The organism is Paenibacillus sp. PK3_47 (assembly GCF_023520895.1).
Lineage (GTDB): Bacteria > Bacillota > Bacilli > Paenibacillales > Paenibacillaceae > Paenibacillus_AQ.
This window is the reverse complement of record NZ_CP026029.1, coordinates 2286156-2302927: the sequence shown is the minus strand read 5'-3', so window position 1 is coordinate 2302927 and position 16772 is coordinate 2286156. Positions and strand designations below refer to the sequence as shown.

The window sequence follows — 16772 nt, the reverse complement described above, 5'->3', positions numbered from 1 at the left end:
AGCCCCTCCTTCCCGGGCATACTGGGGACATGAGAGTTTAAGAGGGAGAGGGGCTGCTGAAGATGGGATTCAAGCAATCGGAAATACAGGAATCATTACGCGTTACTTTTAAGTATACTGCCATTTTAATTTGTTTTTTTATGATTCTGATGATGGCCTGGGAAGGTCAAAAAAGCGATGCGGCGGTAGCGGAGGCACTGATTCCCCAAGAGTCTATCCGTCTGCGGATTCTGGCTAACTCTGACGGCGCGGGAGACCAGTTGGTCAAAAGCCAGATCCGCGATAAAATCGTCGAACAGATGAACCAGTGGGTCACGTCGCTGGAGGATCCGCAGAGCCTGGAGCAGGCGCGGGCGCTGATCCGCACGCATCTGCCGGAACTGAACGAGCTTGTCGGACAAGAGCTGGCACAGCGCGGCATCGATTATTCCTATAAAGTCGAACTCGGTGTGGTTCCGTTTCCGACCAAACTGTATGGAGGAACCGTATATCCCGCAGGCGATTATGAAGCTGTCCGTGTTACCTTGGGTGCCGGAAAAGGGCAAAACTGGTGGTGTGTATTGTTCCCGCCGCTGTGCTTCATTGATGCCGGATCGGGGGATGCTGCAGCCAAGGGTGCAGGAACAGCCTCTGCCGCCGGTGCAAATGGCAGTGATAAAGTGAAGGCTGCGGCTGAAGGTAACGTACAGACGGTATCGGCAGACAGCACGGGTACGGACGGGGACGCGGATGCGCCTGAAGTGAAGTTTTTCGTCTGGGAGCTGCTGGGCAAATTATGGAGCTGGATCAGCGGGCTGTGGTCATAAGCTGTATCTGATAACGCCTGCGGGCAATGGATTGGAATCTACAGTTTTGCAGCGTTATATGTTACTATAAATGCTGGACTTGAGCGGATATTCGGCTTTGGCGGCTCCACCTGGTGGGGCCGTTTTTAAGATTGGCAAGACAACCCCTTGGAGAAAGCTTGTGATAAAAAATGAACGAACGTCATGATCAGCCGTTCGCGGCCCAGCGCCGGAGCGGAACTATAGATTCTACTGTGTACTGGAAACTGGATGGGGCAGAAGCTGGAGTCTCCTTCCCGGCGAAGCACAGCGGGAATGACCAGGATGCCATAACGGCGGCGGCAGCGATGCTGCTTGAAGGAGAGACGGTGGCGTTTCCGACCGAAACGGTGTACGGGCTGGGTGCCGATGCCCGCAATACCTCAGCTGTAGAAGCGGTGTTCGCGGCCAAAGGCCGTCCTTCCGATAATCCGCTGATCGTGCATGTTGCCAGTCGTGAGGCCGTGGATGTGCTGGTTGCAGAAGTGCATCCGGTCGCAGAGGCGCTGATGGATGCCTTCTGGCCCGGTCCGCTGACCGTGGTGCTGCCGGTGCGTCCTGATGTGCTCTCGCCGCTGGTTACGGCGGGACTGGATACGGTCGGCGTGCGGATGCCGGACCATCCGGTTGCGCTGGCGCTGCTCCGCGCGGCCGGCTGTCCGGTTGCTGCGCCCAGCGCCAACCGCTCCGGGCGGCCGAGTCCGACGACGGCCGCGCACGTGATGGAAGACCTCGCCGGATATATCGGCGGGGTTCTGGACGGCGGCGCGGCCGGAGTCGGCCTGGAGTCGACCGTGGTGCAGGTGCGGCCGGACGGGACGGTCGCGGTGCTCCGTCCCGGGGGCATCACCGCCGAGCAGCTGGCGGCGGTGTGCGGTCCCGGTGCGGTCGATGCGGCACCGGGTGCTGAGGTAGGCTTTGCCGCAGACGCGGGCAAAGCTGGTGCTGGCCGTGCCGGCTCCGTGCGGGCAGGCGGCAGCCCGGCGCCGCGCGCGCCGGGCATGAAGTACACGCACTACGCGCCGCAGGGCTGGCTCGGCGTCGTGCGCGGCAGCTCCCCGCTGCGCGTGGCGGAGACTGCCGCCGGCCTCCTGCAGGCGGCGCAGCGGGATGGCGAGGTAACAGGCCTGCTCCTCTTCGAGGAGCACAGGGACCTGTACCCCGCCGTCCCGGCTGCCTGCGTAGCATCCCTCGGCTCGCTCAGCTCGCCGGAGGAAGCGGGCCGCTCCCTGTATGCCGCCCTGCGGCGCTTCGATGAAGCGGGAGCGACCTACATTCTGGCCGAGGCCTGCCCGGAGACCGGCCTCGGCGCCGCCATCATGAACCGGCTGATGAAAGCAGCCGGCGGGTCCGTGATCGACGCCGTCTAATCCGGCGGATAACGCCTTACCCTTGAGGACGGCAAGTCTGTTAATGAACCATAGTATGGTTCGTCTAATGAGCGTAACCGGGAATTGATAACGTGTAACGACTAACGTTTAACGTATAACGACGAACAACGAACAACGAACGACTAACGACTAACGTATAGTTGTATTTTATACAGTTAAAAGACTGCGAAAAACCGGATTCTGAAGTTTAGCTGTATTCTGTGCAATTAAAAAAGGCAGATAGCCTTCTTATATGAAATATCGGGAAATTTAGTTGTAGAAACTGCAGTTGAAACTCTCCCCGCGCAGAAATTTAACATTATAGCTGCACGAAATGCAATAAAACCAAGAAGGGTAACGCCACAGCTGAATCACAGCCAGGTCCGTGAGGGAATCCGGCCCATAGCCTGCTGTCCTGCCCTAAGTCAGCCCGGTCAGTGAAGCAACCTTCAGTCAGCGTATGGCCTTAAAATCCTAACCTGCCCCATTCAGTCATGATTGCCTTCTTGTCAGTCATGATTGCCTTCTTGTCCGCATATCGTTGTTGTACAAGACTTTCGGACTTTGGGGGTATGGGGATGGGCATGGGCATTGGTATGGCGGGAGGATTTGCTGGCTTGGGGCAGATAGTAACCATTGCCATTATGGCAGTTGCGCTGGGGATGGATGCTTTTTCGCTCGGTGTAGGGATCGGGATGAAAGGAATCCGTCTGCTTCATGTGCTGCAGCTCAGCCTGCTGATTGCTTTTTTTCATGTGCTGATGCCTTTGCTGGGCTTGTTTACCGGAAGCTATGTCGGGCATTTGCTGGGCCAGGTTACCACCTATGCTGCCGGGGGGCTGCTCGTTCTGCTCGGGGGGCATATGGTCTACAATTCCTTTCGCGGAGAGGCGGGTGCCAACCGGTCGCTGGATCACCGGAATCTGTGGGGAATGCTGCTTATTTCGCTCAGTGTGAGTATAGATTCCTTCTCAGTCGGTGTATCGCTTGGAATGTTCGTGAATAGCATAACTGTAACCATACTTGCTTTCGGAGCCTGCGGCGGCCTGATGTCCATTGTCGGACTGCTGCTGGGCAGAAGAGTCAGCCGTGAGCTGGGCGGTTACGGGGAGGCGCTGGGCGGGGCGATCCTGCTGGCGTTTGGCATGCTGTTCATCTTTTGATACAATTACGGCACAACATTTTATTATATATCCTTCTTGGAGGTGGAAAGCATGATGCGTATTTTATTCGTCTGCACTGGAAATACATGCCGCAGTCCGATGGCTGAAGGGCTTTTGCGGAAGCTTGCAAAGGAGCGCGGAGTGGATCTCGAGGTGCGGTCTGCAGGCGTTTCGGCCATTTCCGGAACTTCCATATCCAGGCATGCCTCGGCGATTCTGCTGGATGAAGGGATTCATGATCATATAACTTCCAGCCAGCTGAACGCTGAGAATGTGGCCTGGGCGGATCTGATACTGACGCTTACGGGCGGACACAAGCGGCACCTGCTGCAATATTTCCCTGAAGCGGTATCAAAGACACATACCCTGAAGGAATATGTCCATAATGAAGAGGCGGTTAACCGTGATATCAGCGAGCTGGACAGCCTGTATGCCGATGCGGAGCTGACGATTGCGCTGGGCGGTGAGCCGGATGCTGCAAAGCTGCAGCGGATTATCGAAATCCGCCAGCGGATTCCGAGCTTTGATATCACTGACCCGTTCGGCGGCTCGCGCGAGGATTATGAGCTTGCAGCGGCAGAAATCCGTACGGCTCTGCACAGTCTGATCGATAAGCTGGAATCCTTACGCCGGCTGTAAAGATGGTTGATTTTTTACGAACAATCCTTTAAGATGAAATAAATATTATCCGGTTCCGGTGTAACTGGCGACAAGTGTGGATGAAACCACGATGGAGCACTGGAATAAACGGCCGGTCGCCTGGGCAAAAGAGCACATCCGCAGCCAACTGCGGACTGCTCTTTTTTGTTTAAAATCACCAAATTATGTGCCGCTGGCCATAGGGAGGCAGAAGAATGGATGATATGCAGAAGCAGGGAGCCTGGGAAGAACGCGCCTCCGGCAACGCCGCCGGGGAAACAGAAGGCAGGACAGAGGGGGATCTTTCCCTGGCTGCTCAAGCCGCCGTTATTGTGAATGAGCTGGCGGAAGCCGGCAGGCTGGGTCCCGGTAAAATTGTTGTTGTCGGTGTCAGCACAAGTGAAGTGGCGGGGGTACGGATCGGCACCGGCGGTGCGCTTGAGGTAGCGGATCAGCTGCTGCAGGGTATCCGTCAGGCTGCGGACAAATGGGGATTTCACCTGGTATACCAGTGCTGCGAGCACTTGAACCGTGCGCTTGTCATGGAACGGTCTTTGCTGGAATCGCTGGGGCTGAGGGAAGTTTCGGCTGTTCCCGTTCCGGGAGCGGGGGGGTCTATGGCTGCTGCGGCGTACCGCTCCATGACAGAGCCCGTTCTGGCCGAGACAGTAGAGGCCCATGCGGGAATTGATATCGGCGAGACACTGATCGGCATGCATTTGCGCCGGGTAGCAGTTCCGTTTCGTCCGAGCCTGCGTTATGTCGGTTCAGCCAGAGTGAATGCCGCCTGGACCAGGCCGCCGCTGATCGGCGGGGAGCGGGCGGTGTACCGGAATCCGGAAACCAGCGGTTCGCTGCTGTGCGACTGACGGGATGGATCCTGTATAGAAGGATAAAGACCATGTATGTTCTCGATCACAACATAAATCTATAAACCCTAGGGAGGAAAAGATTAACATGGAACAATTGCGTAAGAGTGACCCAGCAGTACTGGAAGCGATGGGGCTGGAGTTGAGCCGCCAGCGCGCCAATATCGAGCTTATCGCCTCTGAGAATATCGTCAGCGAAGCTGTAATGGAAGCTATGGGTTCTGTACTGACGAACAAATATGCGGAGGGGTATCCCGGCAAGCGTTACTACGGCGGTTGTGAAGATGTAGATATCGTGGAAAATCTGGCCCGCGACCGTGCCAAGCAGCTGTTCGGTGCAGACCATGCCAACGTTCAGCCGCATTCCGGAGCCCAAGCCAATATGGCGGTATATCTAGCTGCCCTGAATCCGGGTGATACTGTACTGGGTATGAATCTGGCGCATGGCGGCCACTTGACGCACGGAAGTCCTGTCAATGCCTCCGGCCTGCTCTATAACTTTGTAGCTTACGGAGTGCAGGAAGATACTTTCCTGATCGACTATGATGAAGTGCGCAAAGCGGCTTTCAAACACCGTCCGAAGCTGATTGTAGCCGGGGCGAGTGCATATCCGCGTACCATTGATTTTGAAGCGCTCGGTTCTATTGCGAATGATGTCGGCGCTTTGTTTATGGTAGATATGGCCCACATCGCGGGTCTGGTGGCTGCCGGGCTGCATCCGAATCCGGTTCCTCATGCTCATTTTGTGACTACGACCACACACAAAACCCTGCGCGGACCACGCGGAGGCATGATTCTGTGCAGACAGCCATGGGCTGCTGCCATTGATAAAGCGGTATTCCCGGGCTCCCAGGGCGGACCGCTGATGCATGTGATAGCTTCCAAAGCCGTAGCCTTTGGTGAAGCCCTGCAGCCATCCTTCAAAACTTATGCGGAGAATGTAGTGAAGAACGCGAAAGTACTTGCTGAGACACTGGTCGGTGAGGGTGTGAACATTGTATCCGGCGGTACAGACAATCACCTGATGCTTCTGGATACCCGTGGACTTAACATTACCGGTAAAGACGCTGAGAAAGTACTGGATTCCATCGGCATTACCGTGAACAAAAATGCAATTCCGTTTGATCCTACGAGCCCGTTTGTAACAAGCGGCATCCGGATCGGTACGCCTGCGGTTACCTCCCGCGGAATGGACGAGGAGGCTATGGTGACTATTGGCCGTATTATTGCCAGTGTGCTGAAGAATCCGAAGGATGAGGCGAAGCTGGCAGAGGCAGCCCGCGATGTAGCTGCGCTGACCGAGAAATTCCCTATCTATCCTGGACTGCAGTACTAAAGCGGGTCCTGACTCCGTTATTTTTACAATGCTCTTATGCCTTCGCAGCGCCGGTATGTTCCGTCCTGCGAAGGCTTTTTCTATATTTATCCGGTCAAAGATCAGGGAAAACTCTAGTGTTGCACAATGTTCACATTTTTTTGCTGAAAAAACCCGCTGATTATCTTGAAAGATTCATGAAAGTTCATGGAATTTTCAATAATAAAGGTGAAAAGAATGTGAAAAGTATGAAATGTATAAAACGGCATAAACTAAGCAGCGCGTATCAGGCAATCCCCGAGGAGAATTTTATAAACTTTACCGGAAACCGGACATTGCGGCAGTTTATAATTGGAATATTGCTCACTCCCTTTGAAGGTGAAAAGCGGCGGCGGTGATGATATAATAGACAGGATTTAGCCATCAGGGGGCGAAAAGCGCTTTCCGCGGCTGACAAGACTTACAATTACCGGAGGGACAAGAATGGGAAAATTGGTGATTTGCGATCATCCTTTGATTCAGCACAAATTGACATTTATCCGCGATGTGCGGACAAACACGAAAGAATTCAGAGAACATGTAGATGAAGTGGCCACTCTTATGGCTTATGAGATTACGCGTGATATTCCGCTGGAGACAATTACAGTACAGACGCCTGTAGCTGAGACGGAGAGCAAGGTAATCTCGGGGAGAATGCTCGGGCTGATTCCGATTCTCCGTGCAGGCCTTGGCATGACTGAAGGGGTGCTGAAGCTGCTTCCGGCGGCAAAAGTAGGACATGTAGGCTTGTTCCGTGATCCGGAAACTCTGCAGCCTGTTGAATATTACATTAAGCTTCCTACCGATGTGCAGGAACGCGAGCTGATCGTTATTGATCCGATGCTGGCTACAGGCGGCTCTGCCATTGCCGCAATCACATCGCTGAAGAACCGCGGATGCACCCAGATCAAGATGATGAACCTGATTGCTGCTCCGGAAGGTGTGGCTGCGGTACAGGCTGCCCACCCGGATGTTGATATCTACGTTGCGGCGCTTGATGATCATCTGAATGATCATGGTTACATTGTTCCGGGACTTGGCGATGCCGGTGACCGTTTATATGGAACCAAATAATGTGCAGACAAGTACTATAGAACAGAAGCAATACTGTATACATTAGAAGAGAGGGTAGGGGTTATGTCCAAAATTAAAGTAATGACGATTTTCGGAGTGCGCCCCGAAGCGATCAAGATGGCGCCTCTGGTCCTGGAACTGAACAGGCACCCCGAGCAGATTGAATCCGTTGTCTGCGTAACGGCACAGCACCGTGAACTGCTGGATCAAGTGCTGGAGGTGTTCAAGATCACTCCTGATTATGATCTGGATGTGATGAAAGACCGCCAGACACTGAACGAGATTACAATCCGTGTCCTTGAAGGGCTCGAGCCTGTGCTTCGTGAGGCCAAGCCTGATCTGGTGCTGGTGCACGGCGACACACTTACGACCTTTCTGGCCAGCTACGCTTCGTTCCTGCAGCAGATTCAGGTTGGGCATGTTGAAGCAGGTCTGCGGACCTGGAACAAATTGTCCCCGTATCCGGAGGAAATGAACCGTCAGCTCACAGGTGTGCTTGCTGATTTGCACTTTGCACCAACCGACTGGTCAGCCGGAAACTTGAGACACGAGAACAAAAAAGAGTCAACCATTTATATCACAGGCAATACGGTAACCGATGTGTTTCAATATACCGTACAGCCGGACTACCGGCATCCTGTACTGGATTTTGCGGCAGGAAAAAGGCTTATTTTGATGACGGCGCACCGCAGGGAGTCTCAAGGCGAACCGCACCGTCATATTTTCCGTGCTGTCAAAAGAATCGCTGATGAATTTGAAGATGTAGCCATTGTGTATCCTGTGCATCCGAGTCCGGCCGTGAAGGAACCGGCCCACGAGATCCTTGGCGGGCATCCGAGAATCAAGCTGATTGATCCGCTGGATGTCGTTGACCTGCATAACTTTTATCCGCATACCCACCTGATTTTGACCGATTCCGGCGGACTGCAGGAGGAAGCTCCATCCTTTGGAGTTCCCGTGCTAGTACTGCGTGATACGACGGAACGCCCGGAAGGAATCGAAGCCGGAACACTGGAGCTTGTGGGGACGGACGAGGAGAAGGTGTATCAACGGACACATGCTCTGCTGACGGATCAGGACCTGTATCTGTCAATGAGCCGGGCCGCCAACCCGTATGGGGACGGCAATGCTTCCAAGAGGATTGTCAATGCGATTTTGCACCATTTTGGAGCGATTGAAGAGCGTCCCGAAGAGTTTCACAGAATGTTCACAAATAATAATTGAGGACATAACCACTAATATACTAAAGTGAATAAAAACAGCATACAGTGAAACTGTACGGTTTATATGGTTTTGAATGATTTTGCTGTGATTATTTTCATGTTTTCACACACTTTTGAGCAATTTTCGGTGAATTGACAAAGAGTCTGGGTATTCAGTAAAATTAGTTGGGATTGAGCCTATGAAACAACAAAAGGACGAAGCTGGACTGGGAAAAACCGCTTTGGTCATTGGTAGTGCAGGCACTTTGTTAGCCGCTTACATTATTATAGGATTCTACGCGGCAAGGTGGCTTCAAAACCTGATGGAAGGCCCCAAATATTGGCTGGCTGTCGGCACGATCGCCGGAATGATTCTGGGTATCGTGAACGTCGTCCTGTTAATCAAAAAATTTCTGGGGGAGCAAAATGGATAATATGACTCCCATGATCAGCACCGTGACCAGAATCACTCTCAGCATCATGGCTGGGCTGTTAATGGGCTGGGCTCTCCACCATGAGACCCGGGCTGTAACACTCGGTATGACGCTGGGTCTGCTAGCGGGGTTGGTGAATTTCCGGTATCTTGCCGTCAAGGTGAGGCAGGTATCAAAGTCGGTTGCGAACCATGAGGGGAAGGCATTCAGCCTTGGTTTTGTTACACGGATCTGCTTTGCGATTCTGGTCACCATGTTCTCGGTCAAGATCGAGCATTTCTCGCTGGAGGCAACCATTGCCGGCCTGTTCATTCCCCAGCTTCTCGCTATCCCGGCAGGGATATACCTGAGTATTAAGAACAAGCTGTAACCAGATTAAAGAGAAAGGGGGATGATACAATGCACGAAATGCCTTTAATCTATGTCGGCGGAATACCTATTGATTTATCTGCTGTCCTGATGCTGCTTATCAGTTCGGTTCTGGTGTTCGTTCTGGTTATGCTGTCCGTCCGTAACCTGTCAGTCGAGAACCCGTCCAAGCTCCAGAATTTCATGGAATGGGTAGTAGAATTTGTACAGGGACTTATCAGCAGTGCGATGGACCTGAAGAAAGGGAAGCCTTACATAGCTTTGGGATTGACGCTGATACTGTTTATCTTTGTCTCCAATCTCCTCGGTCTTCCGTTCTCCGTCATCACTGAAGCCCACGAACCGGTTACTGTCTTCGGTCATGTCATCGAAGCAACCAGAAACCTGACGCATGGCGAGCATGCCCATATCCTGTGGTACAAATCACCGACTGCAGATATCAATGTTACAGCCGGACTTGCGATTATCGTTTTTGTTCTGATGAACTATCTGGGGATCAAGCTGAACGGCAAACATTACTTCAAGCACTATGTTGAGCCGTTTCCCATCTTTTTGCCGCTGAACATTATCGAGAATCTGGCGAAGCCGGTAGCTCTGGCTATCCGTTTGTTCGCCAACATTTTTGCCGGTGAGGTTCTGATCACGGTCATTCTGAAGCTGGGTGTTCTCAGTATTCCATTCTTGGCAGTATGGCAGGGATTCAGTATTTTCGTCGGAGCACTTCAGGCATTTATCTTTACGATTCTGACGATGGTGTACATCGCTCAGATGACGATCCACGAGGAAGAAGCGCATTAATGAACTGCCGTGAAGATCAGCGGCACAGCCGGAACTGGCTTCGCGGGAGATATTTTATATCATTAAACAAATACAAAATGAACCGAATTTAAAGGAGGATATTTACAAATGGAATTTTTGGCAGCAGCAATCGCGGTTGGTTTGGGCGCACTCGGTGCAGGTCTTGGTAACGGTATGATCGTCAGCAGAACGGTAGAATCTATCGCCCGTCAGCCTGAAGCACGCAACGCTTTGCAGACAACTATGTTTATCGGTGTAGGTATCGTCGAAGTTATTCCTTTGGCGGCAACAGTTATTGCATTCCTGATCATGTTTTCTTAATAAACCGTTCCTACGGTTTGGCGGGGAGGGCAAGTGCCATCCGCGCCTTACTTTTGTATATGTCCGCGCTTCGCGGTAACGGAAAGGAGTGACCTCAGTGGAGATAGTTTGGAGCAATATAGTTTTTACAATTATAGCTTTTGCGATTCTATATTTCCTGCTTAGTAAGTTTGCATTCAGCAAGTTGTTTGGCGTAATGGAGAAACGCCGTGAACTGGTCATGCAGCAGATGGATGAAGCTGCGAAGACCAGAGAGCAGGCGGTCGCTTATGTTGAAGAACAGAAGCAGGCTCTGCAGCAGGCGCGCCTGGAAGCACAGCAGATTATTCAGCAGTCCCAGGCTACCAGCAGCAATCAGGCTGACCGTCTTCTGGATCAGGCCAAAGCAGAGGCTGCCCGTCTGAAGGATGAGGCTGTCCGTGATATTTCCAACGAGAAGAACAAAGCAGTAGAAGCTCTGCGCAGCGAGCTGGGAACTGCATCGGTCCGCATTGCTTCCAAGCTGCTTGAGAAGGAAGTCAAGGCTGACGGTGAACAGGAGCAGCTGGTTAATCAATACCTCAAAGAGGTAGGAGGCCGCTCATGAGCCGCGATACAGTAGTTGCCGGCCGCTACGCCAAAGCTTTGTACAGTGCAGCGGTGAAGAAAGGCATTACACTTGAAGTGGAACAACAGCTGAAGACAGTGGTTGAGGTGCTGCATCTTGACCAGGAGGTCAAACGGTTCATTCATGCACCGCGGATCTCACAGTCCGACAAGCTGAAGGTGCTGCGTACAGCGCTTCAAGATAAGCTGTCTCCAACGGTGATGAACACGGTAGAATTGCTGGTAGAGCGGGGCAGAACCGAACTGTTCGCTGATCTGCTGGAAACTTACATCAAAATAGAGGGAGACGCACTCGGCATCGGCGATGCAACTGTATACTCTGCTTATCCGCTTAGCGAAGCAGAGCAGAATACAGTAGCGGCAGAATTCAGTCAGATTACCAACCGCAAAATCCGGGTTACTAATCTGGTCGACACAAGCCTGCTCGGCGGACTGAAGGTCGTCATCGGCGATACGCTGTATGACGGAAGCTTGTCCGGCAAACTTGCGCGTCTTGAGAAATCTTTTAACGATAAGCATAGAGGATAGGGGTGAGGATATTGGGCATCAGACCTGAAGAGATCAGCACTTTGATCAAAAGTCAAATTGAGCAATACAAAGCCGATATCGAAGTGGCCGAAATTGGCACCGTCATTCAAGTCGGAGACGGTATCGCCCGTGTCTACGGTCTGGAAAACGCAATGGCAGGCGAGTTGCTGGAGTTCTCCAACGGAGTAGTAGGCATGGCACTCAATCTGGAAGAAAGCAACGTCGGCGTTGTTATTCTGGGTGAGTACAAGGAAATCCGTGAAGGCGATCAAGTTAAACGTACGGGACAAATCATGCAGGTACCCGTGGGTGAAGCCCTGCTGGGCCGCGTAGTTAATCCTCTGGGCCAGCCGCTGGACGGTAAAGGTCCAATCGCAACAACTGAGTTCCGTCCGGTTGAAAACAATGCACCGGGTGTTATCGATCGTAAATCGGTCCATGAACCGATGCAGACTGGTCTTAAAGCGATTGATGCAATGGTTCCAATCGGCCGCGGACAACGCGAGCTGATCATCGGTGACCGCCAAACCGGTAAAACGGCAATCGCAATTGATGCGATTATCAACCAAAAAGGCAACGGAATGAAATGTATCTATGTTGCCATCGGCCAAAAACAATCCACAGTAGCACAGGTTGTAGAAACACTCCGCCGCCACGGCGCGCTGGAGTACACAATCGTTGTAACTGCGTCGGCTTCCGAGCCGTCCCCGCTGCTGTATATTGCTCCATATGCAGGCTGCGCAATGGGCGAATATTTCATGTACAAAGGCGAGCATGTCCTTGTCATTTATGATGACCTTTCCAAACAGGCTTCGGCTTACCGTGAATTGTCCCTGCTGCTCCGCCGTCCTCCGGGCCGCGAAGCGTTCCCTGGTGACGTATTCTATCTGCACTCCCGTCTTCTGGAGCGTGCAGCTAAACTGAGCGATGAGCTTGGTGGTGGTTCATTAACCGCGCTGCCGTTCATCGAAACACAGGCTTCCGACGTATCGGCTTACATTCCTACGAACGTAATCTCGATCACTGACGGTCAGATCTTCCTGGAGTCCGACCTGTTCAACGCCGGTCAGCGTCCCGCTATCAACGTTGGTATCTCTGTATCCCGTGTAGGGGGTTCTGCACAGATCAAAGCCATGAAGAAGGTTGCCGGTTCACTCCGTCTGGATCTGGCCCAATACCGCGAGCTTCAAGCGTTCTCGCAGTTCGGTTCTGATCTGGATAAATCTACGCAAGCCCGTCTGAACCGCGGTGCCCGTATGATGGAAATCCTCAAACAGGGCGTTAACCAGCCTCTGTCTGTAGAACATCAGGTCATCAGCTTGTATGCGGCTGTCAAAGGCCACCTGGATGATATCCCTGTCAAAGACGTAAGACGTTTTGAGAAGGAATTCCTGGCGTTTGTGGATACGAGTGCTCCTGAAGTCCTGAAATCTATCACCGATACCAAAGATCTGACTGCAGATAACGAGACTGCACTTAAAGATGTTATCGGAAAGTTCAAAAGAGGCTTCGCTACCAGCTAATCCCCGTCATTTATGCTGCATAAAGAGCTGAATATATGCTGTACGAGTTGAGCTTTGGCTGCTGCCAAAGCTCAGATAATACTTACGATAGCTTTGGTTTCGCCAAAGCTAAGATTATGCTTACGAAGTAGCTTTGGTTTCGCCAAAGCTAAGATTATGCTTACGAAGTAGCTTTGGTTTCGCCAAAGCTAAGATTATGCTTACGAAGCCAGCTTTGGCTTCGCCAAAGCTTTAAGGTGGTGAAATCATGGCAAGAAGCATGCGTGATATTAAACGTCAAATCAAAAGCGTTCAAAACACCAGACAGATTACCAAAGCAATGGAGATGGTAGCTGCCTCCAAGCTGCGTAAGGCACAGGAGAAGGCTGAAGCCTCCCGCCCGTATTCGGAGAAGCTCAAAGAGGTGGTGGCGAGCATTGCTTCCGGTACAGACGGCATTTCCCATCCGATGCTGGTCAGCCGTCCTGTCAAGAAAACGGCCTATATTGTCGTTACCTCTGACAGAGGTCTTGCAGGCGGTTATAACGCCAACATTCTGCGTAAAGTGACGATGACGCTGGCAGAACGCCATAAATCCAAGGATGAATACGGTCTGTTCGTCATCGGCCGCAAGGGCCGTGACTTTTTGCGCCGCCGTGAATATCCGATTATGGAGGAAGTTACCGAGCTGTCCGATACACCGAAGTTTTCCGACATCAAGTCGATTGCATATTCGGCTGTTCAGCAGTTTGAAACCGGCGTATATGACGAGGTGTACATCTGTTACAACCGTTTCGTGAATGCCATCAGCCAAGTGCCGACCGTAGACCGCCTGCTGCCGATGGATGCAGTAGGGGAAGCGGGGCATACAGGTCCGACAGCAAGCTATGAATACGAGCCGTCTCCGGCGGGAGTGTTGGAAGTATTGCTGCCTAAGTACGCAGAGACTTTGATTTACAGCGCTATTCTGGATGGCAAGGCCAGTGAGCTGGGTGCCAAAATGACAGCGATGGGCAGTGCAACAAAGAACGCGTCCAAAATGATCGGTAATCTTACCCTTACGTATAACCGCGCCCGTCAGGCGGCTATTACGCAGGAAATTACCGAGATCGTGGCCGGAGCAAACGCGCAGTCTTGAGGTATAAGCCAGGTTAAGCAGTGTGCTTAACTCCTTATATTTTTACCGGAAACGGGTGCCCCTTCTTTGGAGCGGCACTATCGTTTCTTCTCAATGTAACAGCTTTCGAGGAGGGAATATAAGATGAACAAAGGACGCGTTGTAAGCATTATGGGTCCGGTTGTCGATATTGAATTTGAACGCGGCCAGCTGCCCGAGATTTTCAACGCCATCAAAATTGAAACCAGCTTGGAAAACGGCCGCACTATTGATCTGACACTTGAGGTTTCCAATCACCTGGGTGACAATTTGGTCCGCTGTATCGCCATGTCGTCCACGGACGGCCTGGTTCGCGGGCTTGGTGCAATGGACCTGGGAGGACCGATTTCGGTTCCGGTCGGCGAAGCTACGCTTGGCCGTGTATTTAACGTATTGGGTAATCCGATCGACAACGGCGCTGCCGTAGTTGCTGAGAAGAACCCGATCCACCGTCTTGCTCCGACCTATGATGAATTGTCGACACAAGCGGAGATTCTGGAAACCGGGATTAAGGTTATTGACCTGCTTGCTCCTTATGCCAAGGGCGGTAAAATCGGCCTCTTCGGCGGTGCGGGCGTAGGCAAGACAGTTACGATCCAGGAACTGATCAACAACATCGCGCAGGAGCACGGCGGTATTTCCGTATTCGCAGGTGTTGGTGAACGTACCCGTGAAGGTAATGACCTTTACCATGAAATGACCGATTCCGGCGTTATCAAGAAAACGGCTATGGTATTCGGACAAATGAACGAGCCGCCGGGCGCACGTCTTCGTGTAGCTTTGACCGGTCTGACCATGGCGGAATATTTCCGTGATGTCGAAGGCCGTGACACGCTGCTCTTTATCGATAACATATTCCGCTTCACCCAAGCGGGTTCCGAAGTATCCGCATTGCTCGGCCGCATGCCGTCCGCAGTAGGTTACCAGCCGACGCTGGCAACAGAAATGGGACAATTGCAGGAGCGGATTACGTCTACCAAAAAAGGTTCCGTTACTTCCATCCAGGCGATCTACGTACCGGCGGACGATTACACTGACCCTGCTCCGGCCACGGCATTTGCCCACTTGGATGCGACAACTAACCTGGAGCGTAAAATCTCCGAGAAGGGTATCTTCCCTGCCGTGGATCCGCTGGCTTCCAGCTCCCGTATCCTGGCTCCGGAAGTGGTAGGCGATGAGCACTACAATGTAGCCCAAGGCGTAAAACAATTGCTTCAGCGTTATACTGAACTTCAGGATATCATTGCGATCCTGGGTATGGATGAGCTGAGTGAAGAGGATAAGGTTATTGTAGCCCGTGCCCGTAAGGTTGAGCGGTTCCTGTCCCAGCCTTTCCACGTGGCAGAGCAGTTCACCGGCTTCAAAGGCAAATACGTGCCGATCAAAGAAACCGTACGCAGCTTCAAGGAAATTCTGGACGGCAAGCATGATGATCTTCCGGAAGCGGCCTTCCTGTTCGTAGGTACAATTGAAGAAGCGGTTGAAAAAGCAAAATCTTTGTAATGCTGTGTAAAGCTTAAGCCTGTGCTTATGCTTTCGATGTAAGCTTTACTTCGTAAAGCTTAAGCCTGTGCTTACGATGTGAGCTTAACGAAGTTAAGCTTTTAGGAGGAATGGAAGTGAATACCTTTCTGCTTGAAATTGTCACGCCGGAGCGTCTGGTTTACTCCAAGCAGGTTACTAGCCTGACCGTACGCGGAGTTAATGGCGAGCTGGGTATTTTGCCGGGACACATTCCGCTGGTGACTCCACTCCAGGTTGCTCCACTCACTGTTAAATCCGACGGTGTTACAACTACAATCGCCGTTCACGGCGGTTTTGTAGAAGTGCATAAAGACAAAGTGACAGTTCTGGCTGAAAGCGCAGAGCTGCCTACAGATATTGATGTTGAACGCGCGGAAGCGGCTAAAGAGCGGGCACAGCGCCGTCTTCAAACCCGCAGCAAACAGGATGAAGTGGATCACCGCCGTGCTGAGCTGTCACTGCAGCGTGCGGTTACACGGATTAAAGTGTCCACTGGAAAAGGACAAAAGTAATATAAATTACGGTCAAGCCCTGGGCTTGGCTGTTTTTTTTGTTAAGAGGAGGATCTGCATCTCCTAATCTTGTGAACTTTTGTACAATTATGATAAATTAAGAAGTTAAGAAGCTGTAATTACCATGTTTTACCGGGTCGAAAAGTTTAAAAGTTTGTAAAAGTACTGGATTCTTTTCACTTGCGCAAGTATGATATAAGAGTCGATTTCCAAGAAACATTCACACGGAGGGTTAACATGGAACAACTGCTGTACGATGACCTTTCCAGCACGATCGGTACCAATGGACTGGTGGCCATGATCGTTTCTTTGCTCTGTGTTGTATTATCTTGGTGGGCACTTCAGAACCTTAAGCTGGATTTGGTCATAAGATATCCCAAGAGCCCGCAAGGGAGACTGCTGCATTTACTGCTGGCTATCGTTCTTGGGCATTTCGTGGCGGGCTTTCTGCTTGATTATCTGGGCTGGAGCGGGATGATACGCAACATGTTTTAATGACGGTCGGTTTGGTTATATCTGTCGTAGGC

General features: G+C 51.9%; 19 protein-coding genes and 1 riboswitch. All 19 genes read left to right on the top strand.

All coding sequences use genetic code 11. The annotated features are described in order from the left end of the window. Positions 1 to 62: 62 nt before the first annotated feature. The 19 genes from spoIIR (at position 63) to C2I18_RS10290 (ending at position 16740) form a co-directional block, all read left to right on the top strand. On the top strand, positions 63 to 806 hold the full coding sequence (gene spoIIR, locus C2I18_RS10380) for a stage II sporulation protein R (RefSeq protein ID WP_249901106.1): 744 nt from the start codon (positions 63 to 65) through the stop codon (positions 804 to 806). A 170-nt stretch (positions 807 to 976) separates the two neighbouring features. Then, the gene (locus C2I18_RS10375) at positions 977 to 2194 is read left to right on the top strand and encodes an L-threonylcarbamoyladenylate synthase (protein WP_249901105.1); all 1218 of its coding nucleotides are present in this window, start codon (positions 977 to 979) and stop codon (positions 2192 to 2194) included. Positions 2195 to 2790: 596 nt separating this feature from the next. Further along, a complete protein-coding gene (locus C2I18_RS10370; RefSeq protein ID WP_481857930.1) occupies positions 2791 to 3357 on the top strand; it encodes a manganese efflux pump MntP in 567 nt (188 codons plus the stop codon). Positions 3358 to 3408: 51 nt separating this feature from the next. Continuing rightward, entirely contained in the window at positions 3409 to 3996 is a 588-nt protein-coding gene (locus C2I18_RS10365; RefSeq protein ID WP_249901104.1) for a low molecular weight protein arginine phosphatase, read from the top strand. Positions 3997 to 4046: 50 nt separating this feature from the next. After that, a riboswitch (ZMP/ZTP riboswitch) is annotated at positions 4047 to 4129 on the top strand. 82 nt (positions 4130 to 4211) lie between these two features. Further along, positions 4212 to 4865, top strand: a complete 654-nt coding sequence (locus tag C2I18_RS10360) for a TIGR01440 family protein (protein WP_249901103.1) — start codon at positions 4212 to 4214, stop codon at positions 4863 to 4865. A gap of 88 nt (positions 4866 to 4953) precedes the next feature. Then, on the top strand, positions 4954 to 6201 hold the full coding sequence (locus C2I18_RS10355; protein ID WP_249901102.1) for a serine hydroxymethyltransferase: 1248 nt from the start codon (positions 4954 to 4956) through the stop codon (positions 6199 to 6201). Positions 6202 to 6663: 462 nt separating this feature from the next. Continuing rightward, positions 6664 to 7293, top strand: a complete 630-nt coding sequence (gene upp, locus C2I18_RS10350; protein WP_039877631.1) for a uracil phosphoribosyltransferase — start codon at positions 6664 to 6666, stop codon at positions 7291 to 7293. Positions 7294 to 7356: 63 nt separating this feature from the next. Further along, the gene (gene wecB, locus C2I18_RS10345) at positions 7357 to 8517 is read left to right on the top strand and encodes a non-hydrolyzing UDP-N-acetylglucosamine 2-epimerase (protein ID WP_249901101.1); all 1161 of its coding nucleotides are present in this window, start codon (positions 7357 to 7359) and stop codon (positions 8515 to 8517) included. Positions 8518 to 8695: 178 nt separating this feature from the next. Beyond that, positions 8696 to 8929 carry an AtpZ/AtpI family protein gene (locus C2I18_RS10340; RefSeq protein WP_249901100.1) on the top strand — a complete coding sequence of 78 codons (234 nt, stop codon included), beginning with the start codon at positions 8696 to 8698 and terminating at the stop codon, positions 8927 to 8929. Further along, positions 8922 to 9299 carry an ATP synthase subunit I gene (locus C2I18_RS10335; protein ID WP_249901099.1) on the top strand — a complete coding sequence of 126 codons (378 nt, stop codon included), beginning with the start codon at positions 8922 to 8924 and terminating at the stop codon, positions 9297 to 9299. Before C2I18_RS10340 ends, C2I18_RS10335 begins: the two co-directional genes overlap by 8 nt. 29 nt (positions 9300 to 9328) lie before the next feature. After that, positions 9329 to 10096, top strand: coding sequence for a F0F1 ATP synthase subunit A (gene atpB, locus C2I18_RS10330; RefSeq protein ID WP_249901098.1), 768 nt, complete (start codon positions 9329 to 9331; stop codon positions 10094 to 10096). Between the two features lie 108 nt (positions 10097 to 10204). Further along, positions 10205 to 10417 (top strand): F0F1 ATP synthase subunit C, encoded by a 213-nt coding sequence (atpE, locus tag C2I18_RS10325; protein ID WP_039877624.1) that lies wholly within the window; start codon positions 10205 to 10207, stop codon positions 10415 to 10417. Positions 10418 to 10514: 97 nt separating this feature from the next. Then, a complete protein-coding gene (atpF, locus tag C2I18_RS10320; RefSeq protein WP_249901097.1) occupies positions 10515 to 11003 on the top strand; it encodes a F0F1 ATP synthase subunit B in 489 nt (162 codons plus the stop codon). Beyond that, entirely contained in the window at positions 11000 to 11551 is a 552-nt protein-coding gene (locus C2I18_RS10315) for a F0F1 ATP synthase subunit delta (protein ID WP_249901096.1), read from the top strand. The genes atpF and C2I18_RS10315 overlap by 4 nt, the downstream gene beginning before the upstream one ends. An 11-nt stretch (positions 11552 to 11562) precedes the next feature. Next, positions 11563 to 13074: a F0F1 ATP synthase subunit alpha gene (gene atpA / locus C2I18_RS10310; RefSeq protein WP_249901095.1), complete on the top strand. Its 1512-nt coding sequence runs from the start codon at positions 11563 to 11565 to the stop codon at positions 13072 to 13074. A 247-nt stretch (positions 13075 to 13321) separates the two neighbouring features. Beyond that, complete coding sequence (gene atpG, locus C2I18_RS10305) at positions 13322 to 14191, top strand: ATP synthase F1 subunit gamma (protein WP_249901094.1); 870 nt, start codon at positions 13322 to 13324, stop codon at positions 14189 to 14191. Positions 14192 to 14314: 123 nt separating this feature from the next. Continuing rightward, positions 14315 to 15712 carry a F0F1 ATP synthase subunit beta gene (gene atpD / locus C2I18_RS10300; protein ID WP_249901093.1) on the top strand — a complete coding sequence of 466 codons (1398 nt, stop codon included), beginning with the start codon at positions 14315 to 14317 and terminating at the stop codon, positions 15710 to 15712. Between the two features lie 116 nt (positions 15713 to 15828). Further along, complete coding sequence (locus tag C2I18_RS10295) at positions 15829 to 16245, top strand: F0F1 ATP synthase subunit epsilon (RefSeq protein ID WP_249901092.1); 417 nt, start codon at positions 15829 to 15831, stop codon at positions 16243 to 16245. Positions 16246 to 16482: 237 nt separating this feature from the next. Beyond that, complete coding sequence (locus C2I18_RS10290; protein WP_249901091.1) at positions 16483 to 16740, top strand: DUF1146 family protein; 258 nt, start codon at positions 16483 to 16485, stop codon at positions 16738 to 16740. Positions 16741 to 16772: the final 32 nt, after the last annotated feature.